Source organism: Streptococcus cristatus AS 1.3089 (assembly GCF_000385925.1).
GTDB lineage: Bacteria > Bacillota > Bacilli > Lactobacillales > Streptococcaceae > Streptococcus > Streptococcus cristatus_B.
The window spans coordinates 215,203-230,180 of record NC_021175.1; the positions used below are offsets into that span (position 1 = coordinate 215,203).

At 41.1% G+C, this 14,978-nt stretch carries 9 protein-coding genes and 1 pseudogene; 7 read left to right on the forward strand and 3 right to left on the reverse strand.

Translation table 11 applies throughout. From position 1 onward, the window contains the following. Position 1 precedes the first annotated feature (1 nt). A complete protein-coding gene (locus I872_RS01100; protein WP_015604337.1) occupies positions 2-877 on the forward strand; it encodes a sensor histidine kinase in 876 nt (291 codons plus the stop codon). A 41-nt stretch (positions 878-918) separates the two neighbouring features. Here the strand turns inward: I872_RS01100 and I872_RS01105 are convergent, their stop codons facing one another. The 3 genes from I872_RS01105 to pabB form a co-directional block, all read right to left on the reverse strand. Then, complete coding sequence (locus I872_RS01105) at positions 919-1,683, reverse strand: ABC transporter permease (protein WP_015604338.1); 765 nt, start codon at positions 1,681-1,683, stop codon at positions 919-921. Beyond that, a complete protein-coding gene (locus I872_RS01110) occupies positions 1,680-2,609 on the reverse strand; it encodes an ABC transporter ATP-binding protein (protein ID WP_015604339.1) in 930 nt (309 codons plus the stop codon). Before I872_RS01110 ends, I872_RS01105 begins: the two co-directional genes overlap by 4 nt. A gap of 332 nt (positions 2,610-2,941) precedes the next feature. Beyond that, complete coding sequence (pabB, locus tag I872_RS01115; protein WP_015604340.1) at positions 2,942-4,663, reverse strand: aminodeoxychorismate synthase component I; 1,722 nt, start codon at positions 4,661-4,663, stop codon at positions 2,942-2,944. A gap of 131 nt (positions 4,664-4,794) precedes the next feature. On the opposite strand from pabB, the gene I872_RS01120 reads away from it, so the two are divergent. From I872_RS01120 to I872_RS01145, 6 genes and pseudogenes are all read left to right on the forward strand, one after another. Continuing rightward, positions 4,795-5,136 (forward strand): hypothetical protein, encoded by a 342-nt coding sequence (locus I872_RS01120; RefSeq protein WP_041826859.1) that lies wholly within the window; start codon positions 4,795-4,797, stop codon positions 5,134-5,136. A 107-nt stretch (positions 5,137-5,243) separates the two neighbouring features. Then, positions 5,244-6,338 carry an AI-2E family transporter gene (locus I872_RS01125; RefSeq protein WP_015604342.1) on the forward strand — a complete coding sequence of 365 codons (1,095 nt, stop codon included), beginning with the start codon at positions 5,244-5,246 and terminating at the stop codon, positions 6,336-6,338. A gap of 567 nt (positions 6,339-6,905) precedes the next feature. Continuing rightward, positions 6,906-9,968, forward strand: coding sequence for a type I restriction endonuclease (locus I872_RS01130; RefSeq protein WP_015604343.1), 3,063 nt, complete (start codon positions 6,906-6,908; stop codon positions 9,966-9,968). Continuing rightward, positions 9,968-11,572: an HsdM family class I SAM-dependent methyltransferase gene (locus I872_RS01135; protein ID WP_015604344.1), complete on the forward strand. Its 1,605-nt coding sequence runs from the start codon at positions 9,968-9,970 to the stop codon at positions 11,570-11,572. The genes I872_RS01130 and I872_RS01135 overlap by 1 nt, the downstream gene beginning before the upstream one ends. After that, the gene (locus I872_RS01140) at positions 11,565-12,707 is read left to right on the forward strand and encodes a restriction endonuclease subunit S (RefSeq protein ID WP_015604345.1); all 1,143 of its coding nucleotides are present in this window, start codon (positions 11,565-11,567) and stop codon (positions 12,705-12,707) included. Before I872_RS01135 ends, I872_RS01140 begins: the two co-directional genes overlap by 8 nt. Before the next feature lie 33 nt (positions 12,708-12,740). Beyond that, positions 12,741-14,869: pseudogene (locus I872_RS01145) on the forward strand (AAA family ATPase). Positions 14,870-14,978: the final 109 nt, after the last annotated feature.

The following is a 14,978-nucleotide window of genomic DNA, read 5'->3' on the forward strand; positions in this document are numbered from 1 at the left end:
TATGTGGTTGATTTTAGCCTTCGTGCTCATACTCTTCTTGTCAATCATGCTGGTTCGCTATCATCTGACGATTCGTAGTCTGACCAGCCAGATTCGTGACAAACGTTGTACAGGAAGTCAGGTTCGCTTGACCTTGAGAGATCAAGCTCCTAGTCTGGTGGCTCTGACTAACGAGGTGGAGCAGCTTTTTCAGGAAATTGATAAGATGTCCTTTGTGACCCAGCAGGAAAAGAAAACCTTGGACATGGCCATCAGCAATATTGCCCACGATATCCGAACGCCGCTGACCATTGCTAGTGGCTATACGCAACAGCTACTCAAAGACGCTGATAAGGAGCAGATGGATCAACAGCTGCAAAAGATTGCAGATAATTTAAGTATGGTATCCAGACGCTTGGAGGCTCTGATGGAATACCGTCGCTTGATGGAAGGAGCCATTCGACCGAAGTTGCAGCGAGTAGATCTATCCCAGCTGGTCACCCAGCAACTCTTTGCCTACTATGATGCCTTTCAACGCGCAGGGATTGATTTAGAGGTGGATTTGTCTGAAAATCTGTTTCTGGAAACGGACAGTGATATCTTTGATCGAATCGTCCAGAACATGCTCAGCAATGTCCTCAAACACGGACGAGAAGCAGCCAGCATCAGTCTGAAAAATAAAGGGCAAAAGGTTATTTTCCAGGTCAAAAATAAGGTTCAGAAGCCTATTTTGCATCTGGATAAGCTAACCAATCGCTTTTATTCTGAAAATCTCTCCAGCAGTGAGGAATCGTCTGGGCTGGGCCTTTATATCACCCAGCAGCTGGTCGAAATCTTAGGTGGTGATTTGACCATGCAAGCAGAGGACGATTGGTTTGAATTGATTGTGGCTTTATAAAAAATAATCAGCTAGTCAGAAGATTAGCTGATTATTTGGTCTTAGAGATCTTTTTTCTTGAAAATGAGGAGGCTGTTGCCTAGGAAGAAGACTGCTATGCCAATCGCTACCAAACTAGCTTTCACAACTACAGCAGGATCTGCAGCCATCTCTATTACAAATTGCAAGGTTAAATAGCGGAACCATTCTATATGGGGATAGAGTAAGACTGGAAGGAGGAGAAGGACGCCTCCGATAAAATAGGAAACTAAGCCAGCAGCAATAGAATGGCTGATATAAAGGACGAAAGACACAATACTAATCCAAGCGACGGTTATAATGAGCTGGACGAGAATAGTTAGTAAAAATTGGCCAAAGAAGCCTGTCGGAGCTGTCCCAATTCCATTGATAGCGCTAGCGATGATGAATGAGATGCCTAGCGAGAGGATGAATTGGAAGATGGCGACAACAAAGGAGACCAAAGTTTTAGATAGGAAGAACTCTGTCCGTGAAATACCGTGAGCGAGGCTGTTTTTATAAAGCTTACGGGACAAGTCCACACCTAATAAGAGGCATACGATAATGAGAGTGAAAAATATAACACTGTCAGAATTTCCAGAGAAATGGGCAAGAGCATTGATACCCGTCATTTTTTCTGGTACTTGCTGAGCGACGTTTTGTCCATCCGTTGAGATGGATATGCCAAATCTGCTCGTAACCTTATAGAGGCCACTGATCAGGATATTGGCTAGCAAAACGAACTCGGTAATCCAAAAGCCCTTGGAGTGGAAGAGACGGTAAAAGTCAGCGCGAATGGTTTGAATCATGATAGACCTCCCTGGTTTTGATCAAGTAAATCTGTAAAGAAATTTTCGAGATTTTGCCGTGCGTAGTAGATTTCTTGAATGACTAAGTCAGCTGTGGCTAGCTCTTTTACGATATTGTTGATGTTGTGCGAATGGGTAAAGACATGGATTTCATTTTGTGCATTGACCACCTTGATGCGGTAGCCTAATTGGTCTTGGAGCAGCTGGCTGGCTTCCTCCAAATGATCCGTTTTCAAGACGATATAATCTTCGCTTTGCTCTTCAAATTCAGCCTTGGAAATTTCCTTGATCATATGACCTCGGTCGATGATACCAAAGCGCGTAGCGACTAGATAGAGCTCGGATAGGATATGACTGGAAATAACAAAGGTCATGCCCAGCTCTTCATTAAGCTTTTGGACAAGCTGGCGAAATTCCTTGATGCCGACAGGATCTAGTCCGTTGATAGGCTCATCTAAAATCATCAGATCTGGCTTGGATAGTAGGGCGATAGCGATGCCTAAACGTTGCTTCATCCCGAGGGAGAAGTCGCGAAATTTCTTCTTGCCTGTGTCCGTCAGGTCTACATAGTTGAGCGTTTCTTGGATGGCCTTATCGGCATTAGGAATCTGGCGCAGTTTGCAGTAGTAGCTGAGATTTTCGTAGGCGGTCAAGTGGTTGTGGGCAACGGGCGTTTCAATGACCGAGCCGACCCGCTTGAGGGCTTGTGTCCATTCGGCCTGATTGCTGGAACCAAAGAGAGACACGGTTCCGTTGCTGGCATGCATCAGCTGGGTCATGATTTTGATCAGGGTGGTTTTACCAGCCCCGTTTTTACCGATGAGACCGTAGATATCTCCTTTTTTGATGGTTAGGTTGACATCGCTCAGAGCTTGCTGCTGGCCGAACTTTTTACTGACCCCTTGTAAAACTAAAATATTTTCCATGGTTTTACTTCTCCTTTTTGATTTATTCTTGGAAATCCTTTCCTCACTATCCAGTATATCGGACACTTATTAAGTATTCATCAAGCATTTCTAAAATATTTCTAAAATCTTGAAATAGAAATTATAATTCTTGTTTAAGCGGATTGAGGCCTATAGAAAAGAGAGTGGGACAGAAATCGGTCATTCGTTAGAATTCGATTTCGTCGTCCCACCTCTGCACAGTCGAGTAGGGCTGTAAAAGCTGATGAAATCAGCGTAATGAGCCCACTCAAGCACTGCGTCTTGCTCGACAATCCAAAGACAATTGAGAGGCCAGGACTTTTGTCCCAGCCTCAATTATCTATTTCCAATTCATAAAGGCCGCGTAGTGCGTTGCAGGCGTAGATTCTTTCTGCTGATTTCAAGTCGTCTAGGCTGAGAATTTTTTCTGTGGCCTGACCTGTTGCCAAGAGGTGCTGCCGGTAGATACCGTTCAGGAGACCTAGCTCGACTGGTGGCGTATAGAGGTGGCCGTCCAATTGGAGGACTAGGTTACCGATGGAGCTTTCTAGTAGCTGGCCTTGGGCATTGTAGTAAATCTGCTCCTGCTGGCCTAGGGATAAGTGTGGTCGATAGCTGGTTTTAAAGTAGGTGAAAGGCTGCTGTAAGTTGGCATTTTGTGGAACGAGAATGGCCTTGCAGAAAGCTTCTGGGAGTGCCTGTAGCTTATCTAGCTGGTAGCTCACTTTTCCAGATTTGGCGATGGAGATCCGCAGGCGGTAGTCCGTACTTGGCTCCAGTTCTGCTAGGGTTTGGTTCAATTCTGCCTTCAGTTTTTCCTCATCAAATGGATAAGCAAAGTAACGAGCGGCTTCCCGTAGACGCTTCAGATGTTGGTCTTGGAAGATCAGGCTGCCTTTCTCAATCTTCCCTGTCGTAATTAGGTCAAACTGCGGATTTTTCCGATAAAGAACAGCCGATTTTTGCTGGGTTTCGATGTACTCGGATTCCCATGTGCTATCCCAAGTGATGCCGCCGCCGACACCGTAAATCGCCTTGCCAGCCTGTAGCTGGATGGTGCGGATGGCGACGTTGAAAATGCGTCTCTGGTCTGGCAAACAGATGCCAACAGTACCGCAGTAGACACCGCGGGCGACTTTTTCTGTCGCCTTGATGATAGCCATGGTTGAAATCTTTGGAGCGCCTGTGATAGAGCCGCAAGGAAAGAGCGCATCAAAAATTTCTCCTAGGCCAATCTCAGGTCGCAGCTGGCTTTTGATGGTGGAGGTCATTTGCCAGACAGTTGAATACTGCTCGACCTGACACAGCTGCTCGACTCGTTCGCTGCCAATCTCTGAAATGCGGTTCATGTCGTTGCGAAGCAAGTCGACGATCATCATATTTTCCGCTCGGTTTTTAGGATCCTGACGCAGCCAGTCCGCCTGCTCCAAGTCCGCAGCGACCGTCAGACCGCGATTGGTAGTGCCCTTCATCGGTCGCGTTGTCAGCTCACCTCGGTGCTCCTCGAAAAAGAGCTCAGGACTGATGGATAAGATTGCCTGATTATCGTGCTCTACGTAGGCATTGTAGGCGGCGTTTTGCTCGACGACCAGACGGTTGTAGATAGCCCAGCTGTCCTGTGGATTAAGCTCTGCGCCTAGCTGCACCGTGTAGTTGACCTGATAGGTATCGCCCTGACGGATATGATGGTGAATGGTTCCGATTGCCTTTTCGTACTCTTGCTCAGTCGTCAGGCTCTGCCATTGCGCTGGCATTTCTACCTCGTCGTAAGCTAAAGGAAATGGGGCTTCATCAGCTCTGTCATGAATGGTAAAGTAAATCAGGTACTCGCCCAGAAGAGGGGCTTTGTGGACCTGTAGCTTTTCCTCAAAAGCAGGAGCGGCTTCGTAGCTGACATATCCGACTGCATAAAAACCCTTTTTCTGCCAGTCCTCGACCTCTTGCAGAATTTCTCTGACCTCAGTCAGCTTGCGCGTTTTGAGTTCTTTGATGGGCTGGCTGAAAATCAAGCGCCGACCCAGTTCTTTAAAATCAATAATCGTTTTCTTGTGCATGAATTTATTGTATCATAAGATAATTTGAATGAAAACGGATTTATCGGATGAGACACTGTTTATTTTATAATAGTTGACAGATTAGTAAGTGTGTCGGTATACTAATTTAAAAAAGAAAGAGTGAGATGCTTATGAAATCAAACAAACTGCTATGGATAAATGGAATTGTTGGCATCTTAGGAGGCCTTCTGATCCTTTACGCTTCTTTAAATAGATGGCACTGGGAAATTATTTATTTAGTTCCTAAACTAATCGAAAACCCTGGCTGGGGCGATATGGTTATATTGACCAGCTGGCTGCTTTTGGGACTTTCTATCGTCGGAATGTATCACTATAGCAACGACCCAAGAGTCAATAAGACGAGTCATGAGCTTCTATTCTGCGCCTCTGTCATGGGATTTATTCCTTTTCTAGCTATATTTGCAGGTCTTCTATCTATAGGAGCTGGGGTTCTCTATCTTCAAGATTTTTAAAAATTTAAGAGTGATGGCAAAGTTGACTGACCCATGTTTACTCCTGCTCGAAAGGCCTTGAAATTTATGATAAAATAAGGAAATGACAAAATTGTAAAGGAAGTCTTATGAAAAAAATCAATGAATCTTATAAACTCATCGTCTTTGCGGCGCTTGCTCTGGCTCTGGTTCTCTATATCGGGAACATCTGGTCCGGTCTGCAGAGTCTGACTTCGGTTTTTTCACCCATTATACTGGGTGGAGTCCTGGCCTTTATCTTCAATGTTCCGATGAAAAAACTGGAAGATTTCTTGGACAAATGCCGAGTCCCTCAAAAGTTGCAGCGCGCTTTGGCCTTGGTTTTGGAGGTGCTGATTTTAGCTCTCATCATGACGGGGATTGTCTCTATCGTCGTGCCAACTCTGACCACAGCGGTCAATCAGCTAAGCGCAACAATCGGCAAGGTAGCGCCTCAGGTAGCCAAGTGGCTGCAGCAGTCTGGCTTGCTTTCCTCTAGCCAGCTGAAAGATTTGACCAAGCAACTGCAAAATAGTGACATTGTCAACAGGGCCATTTCTCTTCTGGGCAGTCTGACAGGCAATATCTCTGCCATCTTTGGCAATTTCTTCTCTGTCATCATGTCTATCTTTCTCATGTTTGCTTTCTTGAGCAGCAAGGAGCATTTGCAGACGATTACTAGCCGTCTCTTGCAAGTCCTGCTTCCTGAGAAGGTTGTGAAGCGCCTATCCTATGTCGGTTCTGTCATTGTTGAGACCTATGATAAGTTTCTGATGGGGCAGATGATAGAGGCCGTCATTGTTGGTGTTTTAGTCTTCATCGCTTACTCTCTGACAGGCCTACCTTATGCTGCCCTGACTGGGGTTTTAGCTGGAGTGCTCTCTTTCATTCCCTACATCGGGCCTTTCTCAGCTTGTGCTCTAGGTGCTATCTTTATCTTCACCGACAGCCCTTGGAAAGCCCTTCTTTCAATCGCAGTCTTTCAGCTGGTGCAGCTGATTGAGGGCAATATCATCTATCCGCGCGTGGTCGGCCAGTCCGTTGGTCTCCCAACTCTCTTTACCCTAGCCGCAGCCCTGATTGGAGGCAATCTCTTTGGCTTGGTCGGCATGATTTTCTTTACGCCTATCTTCGCAGTTATCTACCGTTTGGTCAGAGAGTTTGTTGCGGAGAAGGAGGAGGCTGAAGGGGACACAAGTAGGTGAAGAATAAAGTTTAGTGGCTTCATTCTGACGGCTGTTTTTGTTCCTGCTCCTGCTCTAAAAGATCCTCTCAAAGTAAGTGTCATATAAACCGTTTGTTCTAAAGTTCATCAACTATTAAATAATCGTAAATGAAAAGAAATTATCTTTGACAATGTTTCTGCAGTTTACTTTTCTTTATCTGGAGACTTCTATTTAGGTATATTTAAAAAGTTTATAAATGCCCCCAAAAAGTTAGATACAAAAATCTAACTTTTTGGGGTGTTTTATTATGACATTTACTTATCTTATAAGGACAAAGGTCGACCTATAGTCTACGAAAACAAGGAATCGGCTCTTAGATACTTAATCCGATTTATGAAACGTCACGAAATAGAAAATGTTAAGAATGGGGAAATTCTCACTATTCTTCTGAATTGAAGAAATAAATAATAGACGAAAGATTTGACTTGCTACAGAAGGGGAAGTAGATGATGGGATTCTAACTTTAAATGTGTTACAATGAGATTAGTATAGAATTTGGGAATATCATGATATGAATATTTTAATTAAAGTATAAGAAGGTTTTTAATGGCAAAACGAAAAGATTTTTCTGAATTAACGAGAGTACAAATCCCAGCAGCACTGCACTTGATGCGACTGGGTTATACTTACCTGCCTCACAATGGTAAGATTTTAAATGAAAGAGATCCTGAAACAAATATTCTGGTATCTGTTTTTAGAGACCAATTTTTAAAATTCAACAATTATGCAACTGATGAAGATGTTGACCGAGAACTGAGTAATATTAAGTTGGAACTAGATCAAAATGATTTGGGGCGTTCTTTCTTTAAACGATTGCAAGGTCAGGAAAATACCGTATATATTGACTGGGAAAATCCAGAAGCTAACACCTTCCATCTGGCACTGGAAGTGACCTGTCACAATGGTCAGGATGAGTTCCGTCCAGATGTAGTTGTGTTTATCAACGGACTCCCCCTTTCTTATATCGAAGTCAAACAGCCAAATGCTATCCGAGATGGCAAGACGGGGATTCAGTCAGAGCAGGATAGAACCCGATATCGTTTTGAGAATCGCAAGTTCCGTCGCTTCAATAACATTACTCAATTGATTGCGCTCTCTGATAATTTGCCTTATATCAATGGACAGGGACAGCAAAAACAGGGTTCCTATTACGGTTCAAACGCCTATTCAAAAACAAAATTTAATGCTTTCAAGGAAGAAAGAGAAGTAGATTTTCTGCATTCAATTGGACCTTTAACAGACGAACAAATTGACTTCGTCCTTGAAGATATGAAGCGCTTTGCCCTCAAATCTCAACCCGAGTTTACAACAAACCTAAACCATGATACACCGTGTAATGCCTTTCTCTCATCTTTGTATACCAAAGAACGCCTGCTCTTTCTACTTCGTTTTGGTCTGGTCTATGTAGAAGAAGAGAGCAAGGATGGCCAGATGCAACTACAGAAGCATGTCATGCGCTATCCTCAGTATTTTGCGACCAGAGCTATCGAGGAAACGATCGCAAAGGGTATCAAGAAAGGGGTTGTCTGGCATACACAAGGTTCAGGTAAGACTGCCCTCGCTTTCTTCAATATCCGCTATCTAACCAACTATTTTTCAAAACAAGGAATAGTCCCTCAGTTTTACTTTGTCGTGGATCGTTTGGATCTGGCAGACCAAGCCTTTAAAGAATTTACCAAACGAGGGCTCAAGGTTAAGCGAATCAAAAGCCCTCAAGAGCTCAATCAAAAACAAGATGGCTATGACGTAGCCGTTGTCAACATCCAGAAGTTTAAAGACGATTCTGACCTGACAGACCGTTCTGGCTATGATCTCAATCGCCAAAACATCTACTTTATTGACGAGGCCCACCGTTCCTACAATGAGCGTGGTTCCTATCTACCAAATCTCTATCAAGCAGATACCAATGCTATCAAGATTGCTTTGACGGGAACGCCTCTCATCACCTATAAGAAAGACGGAAAAACAAAAGAAAATCATGCGACAACACGCGATATCTTTGGAGATTACATCCATAAATACTACTACAACCAGTCTATCGATGATGGCTTTACCCTACGCTTGATGCGAGAAGATATCGAGACTTCTTATAAAGACAATCTCAGATCCATCAATGAAGAGATCCAACGTGGCGGGTTGTCCAAGGAAGATATCTTTGCTCATCCCCACTATGTGGAACCTATGCTTGATTTTATCCTTGAGGATTTTAATCGTGCACGTGATATAATTTTTGATGATCAGACCATCGGTGGGATGATCGTCTGTGACTCTTCCAAGCAAGCCCGTGAGCTCGAAAGACAGTTGGAAGAACGCAGACAAAATGGCAGTACCCAGCTGACTTCTGTCCTTATCCTCCATGACGAAGGAGACAAGGAAGAAAAGAAAGACAAGGTAGATGCCTACAAGGAGGGCAAGATTGATCTCATCATCGTCTATTCCATGTTATTGACTGGTTTTGATGCTCCACGCCTCAAGCGGCTCTATCTGGGGCGTAAGATCAAGGCCCACAATCTCCTTCAAACCTTGACACGGGTCAATCGTCCTTACAAGGACTATCTCTTTGGCTATGTCATCGACTTTGCGGATATCTCAAAAGAGTTTGACAAGACCAATCGTGCTTATTTGGAAGAACTTAACCAAGAATACGATATCACTCTGACAGGAGAAAATGGCGAGGATATCTTTGGTTCTCTCTTTGTGCCAGCAGATGAGATTGCGCAAGAGTTGAGCAAGACCAAGCATGTCCTCCTGGACTATCCGACGGGAAATCTGGAGTTCTTTTCACAGGCTATCAATGACATCAAGGATAGAAAGCAGTTAAATGAGCTACGGAAAGCCCTAGAGTCGGTCAAGCAGTACTATAACGTTGCACGCTTACTGGGCTATGATCAATTGCTCCAGCAGATCGATGTCGCACAGATTGCAACCCTGCTCAATATCATCTCTAGACGCTTGCTGACCCTGTCCTTGATGGATAAACCAGACGAGTTTTCAAGCCGTACCCTTCTAAACCTAGCCATGTCTGAAACTAGTTTTAGCTTTATCAAGATTGCTGAGGAAGAGCTCCGTCTTGCTGCCAATGACTTGGACGACTTAAAACGCCGAGTCGCTGGAGGAATCCAAGGCCAACGTGATGAAAAAGATCCCGAGTGGGTCTCTCTCTACGAAGAATTCCAGCGCATCATGAAAAAACACTTGATCCATGGGCAAGAAGGCTTTACCATGGAAAATATCAAGGAAACCCAAAAAGACTACGAAGAACTCTTTAAGTCCGTGGAGGACTATCGTACTCGTATGAGACGCCTAACCATGAACTTTAACGGAGATGAGATGGCAGCGCGTTCCTACAAGCATGTGACCCACTCGACCATGGTCAGTGACTTCCCTGCTATCTACCATGTCATCAAGGGTTCTAAAGTCAGACTAGACCGTAAAATCGGTCAAAACCAAGGAGTGCTCGATAACGAGGACTTCCTCAAGAAAATGATTCGAGAAGAAGCTCGGATTGAAATGAAAACCCACCAATCTGAAAGTGTTTTGACAAGAGAGGATTTTAACTATATCGTTGAATCACTATTTGAAGGATATGAAGAGGAATACCAACACTAATGAATGAAACATACAAGGTCCAAGTCCAAGACTTGGTAGATGATTTAAAAGCCGTCTTTACCCACGCAGGACTAGGAGGGGAAGCGGGGGAATACAAACTCCTCACCCAGTCCTTCCTCTACAAATTTTTAAATGATAAGTTTTTATATCTAGCACAGGTGCTAGATGCAGGGAACACCTATGAAAACTTGTTGACCATGAGTGAGGAAGACTATGACTGGCTCTTAGAGGATATCGGTACCAGCACAGCCTGGCTCAAGCCAGACCAGTTGATCGAAAGTCTCCACCGTCAGCAAAACGAGGCGACTTTCTATGAGATTTTTGAAAATACTCTTAACCAAATCGCCATTGACAATAATGATATTTTCTCTGTGCATACGGACGGAGATACGGCTATTCGTCTTTTTGACGAGCGTCTGATTACCGATACTATCTCAGATAGCAGTAAACGTAACGAGGTAGCAAAAGCCATCATCAATCTCCTTACTCGAGTGAAGTTTGATGAGACCATTTTTTCACAAGGTTTCGACTTTTTCTCTACCCTCTTTGAGTACATGATCAAGGACTACAACAAAGACGGCGGTGGTAAGTACGCTGAGTACTATACACCTCACTCTGTGGCAAAGATTATCGCTGATATCTTGGTGGGAAATGACCAACCATCAAACGTGCGGATTTATGACCCGTCTGCTGGTTCGGGGACCTTGCTTATGAACTTGGCTAGTCGTATCGGTGTGGATAAGACGACTGTCTATAGTCAGGATATCTCGCAAAAATCGTCTAATCTCCTCCGTCTTAATCTAATTTTGAATGGACTGCAACACTCCATCCATAATATCGTACAGGGAAATACTATCATCGCCAATCGTCACCCTGAAAAGATGGACTATATCGTCTCTAACCCTCCTTTTAAACTGGACTTTTCAGAGTGGCGTGACCGAGTGGAAAGCTTGCCAGAAGCTAGTGAGCGTTTCTTTGCAGGAGTACCAAAGGTTCCTGCTAAGTCTAAGGACAAGATGGCTATTTATGAGCTCTTTGTTCAGCATATCATCTACTCCTTGAAGTCAGATGGTCAAGCAGCCGTTGTCTTGCCAACAGGATTTATCACTGCCCAGTCAGGGATTGATAAGGCCATCCGCCAACACTTGGTAGATAATCAAATGCTGGCAGGTGTCGTTTCCATGCCGTCCAATATCTTTGCGACGACAGGTACCAACGTATCTATCCTCTTTATCGATAAGAAAAACAAGGGTGATGTCGTCCTCGTCGATGCCTCAAACCTCGGAACCAAGGTCAAGGAAGGCAAGAACCAAAAGACCGTGCTCTCTCCTGAGGAAGAGCAGAAGATCGTCGAGACCTTTATCCAGAAAGAAGCCGTCGAAGACTTTTCTGTCACGGTCTCTTATGATGATATCAAGGAGAAAAACTACTCTCTCAGCGCAGGCCAATACTTTGACATCAAGATCGACTATGTAGATATCACAGCAGAAGAGTTTGAAGCCAAGATGACCGCCTTTCAAAACAAACTGTCAGACCTTTTCCAGCAATCGCACCAACTTGAGCAGGAAATTGAGAAGCAGATGAAGGGGATCAAGTATGAGTGAAGTAGAATTTGAATTACGTAAGTTAAGTGATTTAATTGAAATTTATAATAACAAAAGGGTCCCGCTCTCAGCTAAACAAAGAGAAGGTCTTGAAAAAATTTATCCATATTATGGGGCACAAGGTATTGTAGACTATGTAGATGATTATATTTTTGATGGTAAGTATATTCTAATTGCAGAAGATGGTGAGAATCTAAAATCTAACAATAAATCAATTTGTACTCTAGCAACAGGCAAATATTGGGTAAACAACCATGCGCACATTATCAAGGGGAATGATGAAACAAATACGGATTTTCTTTATTACAAATTGAATTCCATTAGCTTTGCTCCCTATATAACTGGAAGTGCACAACCGAAATTAAATAAAGAAAATTTATTAAATATAGAAATATACATCCCTTCAAGAAAATATCAAGATAAAATAGCAAGAGTCCTAGCTTTACTTGACCATAAAATCCAAACCAATAACCAAATCAACCAAGAATTGGAAGCCATGGCTAAGACCCTCTATGACTACTGGTTTGTGCAGTTTGATTTCCCAGACCAGAATGGTAAACCCTACAAATCATCAGGCGGAAAGATGGTCTATAACTTAGAACTCAAACGCGAAATTCCAGAAGGGTGGGGAGTGACAAAAGTAGGTGAACTCCAAATTGCTACAGGAAAAAGAGATGCAAATTTTGGGACTGAAAATGGGAAATATGATTTTTGGACTACAGCAAATTCACCTATTAAAGCTGATGAATTTTCGTTTGAAGGGAAAGCAATTCTAATAGCTGGGAATGGCAATTTCTATGTGAATTTTACTGAAGGAAAATTTGAAGCATATCAGCGTACATATGTCATACAGTCTGAAGATGAAAATATGCTTATTTTCATGTATATGGCATGTTTACAATCGGTAGAAAAACTTCGTAAGGGATCTAATGGCTCTATTATTAAATATATTACCATTGGAGATGTTAATAACATAGCGTCTCCGTATAATAAAAATGTAGTTAATGAGTTTGTTAGAATTTACAGTCCATTAATAGATTTGATTTCAAAAAATAAAAGACAAAACCAAGAACTCACCCAACTTCGCGATTGGCTCTTGCCAATGCTGATGAATGGACAGGTGAAGGTGGAGTAAATCAGTTGTAGATAAGTAAATAAAGGAGAAAGAATGATTACCGAATTGCAACTCCCTTCAGATCGGTTTATTGATACTACATATAGCGGATTGAAGCAAAAGAATTTCATTTACGGAAAAAACGGAACAGGAAAATCAACAATCACTCAAACAATATCTGATTCATTCCACGATACTCATGATGTACGAATTTTTCAAGGATTTGATTCTGTGGCGGAAAATTCAGTATTAAACGCTATTTCGTTAGGAAAAGAAAATGCAAGTATACAACCTCAAATTGATCAAGTAAATCTTGATATTTCTAAATTAGAGAGTGAACTTATTGCTAATGAGAGTAGACCAGATAATCTTTACGCTAGATTTAAAGCTAAGGAAAAAGAATATGAGGAACAAGATAAATCTATAAATAATAATTGTAGATCCTCGGCTAGTGAGCTAAAAAGAGAGCATACTAATGTAACTGGAGTTAGCTATGATATTCGAAACTTCAAAAATGATATAGAAAGTATTGAAAAAAGCATTTCAAGTGTTTCTTTAAGTGATACTGAAAAAGAGCAGTTTCAACAATTAATAAATCAAAAGGAGATTAAGATTGATTCAAAACAATCATTTCCAAATATTGATATAAGTGGATTTTTAAAAGCTACAAATGAAATTATCACAACAGAATTAGCAAAAAGTATCATATTAGAATTTTCAACAATCGAAGAACAAAACTGGGTTAGACATGGTTTAAACTATCATAATAAAGGAGATGTTTGTGCGTTTTGCAACAATCCAATTTCTGATAAACGTTTGGACCAATTAAATCATTTCTTTAGTGATAATGTTAAGAATTTTGAAACGAGATTATCACATGCTATCGAACTTTTAAAAATAAAAAAAGATGAGCTTAGTAAAATAAAAGTGATTGACTCTTCTCAATTCTATCCTGTTTATCATGAACAAATTTCAGATTTAAATACTTCTATCTCGGAATTGATTCGAAAGTATACTTACTTTCTTGATTTCCTTATTGAAGCTCTGGAACAACGTAAATCGGATCTTTTTACAACTATGTCTGAAATATCTTATGAGTTACCAGATAGCTTTGAATCGATTAAGGAGCAGTACAGTGAAATTTATGAAGTTAACAAAAGATACGGTCAAGATTTAACCTCAAAAAAAGAAGATGCAAAAAATAAGTTGAGACTCAATTTGGTAAATATTGAGCTATCTAAAATGAAATATAGTCAGGATGTATCTGATTTAGAGAAATTAGATATAGAAAAGAAAAGGTTAGCTGATGAGTTACAACTCAATCAAAATAATTTGCTTGAGTTGAGAAAACAAAAACTTAATCTAATTTCTCAAACTATTGATGAAAGTATTGCTGCAGAGAGAATTAACAAATCATTAAGAAGTCTAGGAAACCATTCGTTTCAGTTAGACTTAGTTTCAGGGGAACAAAGAGGTCAGTATAGGATAAAAAATATTGATGGCAGCACACGAGATGTAGACACATTAAGTACAGGAGAAAAAATATAGTTTCATTTTTGTGGTTTTTAGCAGATTTAGATAATCCTTCAAAAATGTCAGAAAAGCCACAAGTTATAGTTTTCGATGATCCTATGAATTCTAACGATGATACGACGCAATACTTAATAATTTCGTATTTGCAAGATTTGATAATTAATTTATCTGAAAATCGCCAATTATTTATTTTAACTCATAACATTCATTTTTACTTAAATGTAAGATATGATTGGTGGAGGAGGGCACCTACTACTAAGTTGACTTTACACCTTAAAAAGATTAATGGGAAAAGTAAGATTGACCTAATTGAAAATCAAAATAAAGATTTAAAAACTAGTTATGATGCCCTATGGGCAGAGTTAAGATGGCTTTATCAACAGGATAAACCAAATTTCATGTTAAATCCTATCCGACGTATTTTTGAAACATTCGCAAAATTCAATAACATATCACCTGATGTTTTATTTGAAAGTGATGTTGAAGCTAAAAAATTATTTAATGTTAATTCTCATTCAATTGACGATTTAGAGGCTGAGTTAAATGGTAAAACTAATCAAGATATTATTTCAAAAGTCAGTGCTATTTTCCGTAGCAATAATGCACAGTCGCATTTTGAAAAATACTGGATAGTATCAAATGAAGAATAACTATTACTTAAAAATTATCTATCAATTAATATTTAAATTAAAAATATAGAGATTTAATATCCCAGCCAAATTAACTTTTGGCTGGTTTTTATTGTCTAAAGGTGCTATA

Excerpts from the sequence above, each read along its gene's own strand:
- I872_RS01100 (WP_015604337.1), top strand. The coding sequence starts at position 2 with ATGTGGTTGATTTTAGCCTTCGTGCTCATACTCTTCTTGTCAATCATG.
- I872_RS01110 (WP_015604339.1), bottom strand. The coding sequence starts at position 2,609 with ATGGAAAATATTTTAGTTTTACAAGGGGTCAGTAAAAAGTTCGGCCAG.
- I872_RS01130 (WP_015604343.1), top strand. The coding sequence starts at position 6,906 with ATGGCAAAACGAAAAGATTTTTCTGAATTAACGAGAGTACAAATCCCA.
- I872_RS01105 (WP_015604338.1), bottom strand. The coding sequence starts at position 1,683 with ATGATTCAAACCATTCGCGCTGACTTTTACCGTCTCTTCCACTCCAAG.
- I872_RS01135 (WP_015604344.1), top strand. The coding sequence starts at position 9,968 with ATGAATGAAACATACAAGGTCCAAGTCCAAGACTTGGTAGATGATTTA.
- I872_RS01125 (WP_015604342.1), top strand. The coding sequence starts at position 5,244 with ATGAAAAAAATCAATGAATCTTATAAACTCATCGTCTTTGCGGCGCTT.
- I872_RS01140 (WP_015604345.1), top strand. The coding sequence starts at position 11,565 with ATGAGTGAAGTAGAATTTGAATTACGTAAGTTAAGTGATTTAATTGAA.
- I872_RS01120 (WP_041826859.1), top strand. The coding sequence starts at position 4,795 with ATGAAATCAAACAAACTGCTATGGATAAATGGAATTGTTGGCATCTTA.
- pabB (WP_015604340.1), bottom strand. The coding sequence starts at position 4,663 with ATGCACAAGAAAACGATTATTGATTTTAAAGAACTGGGTCGGCGCTTG.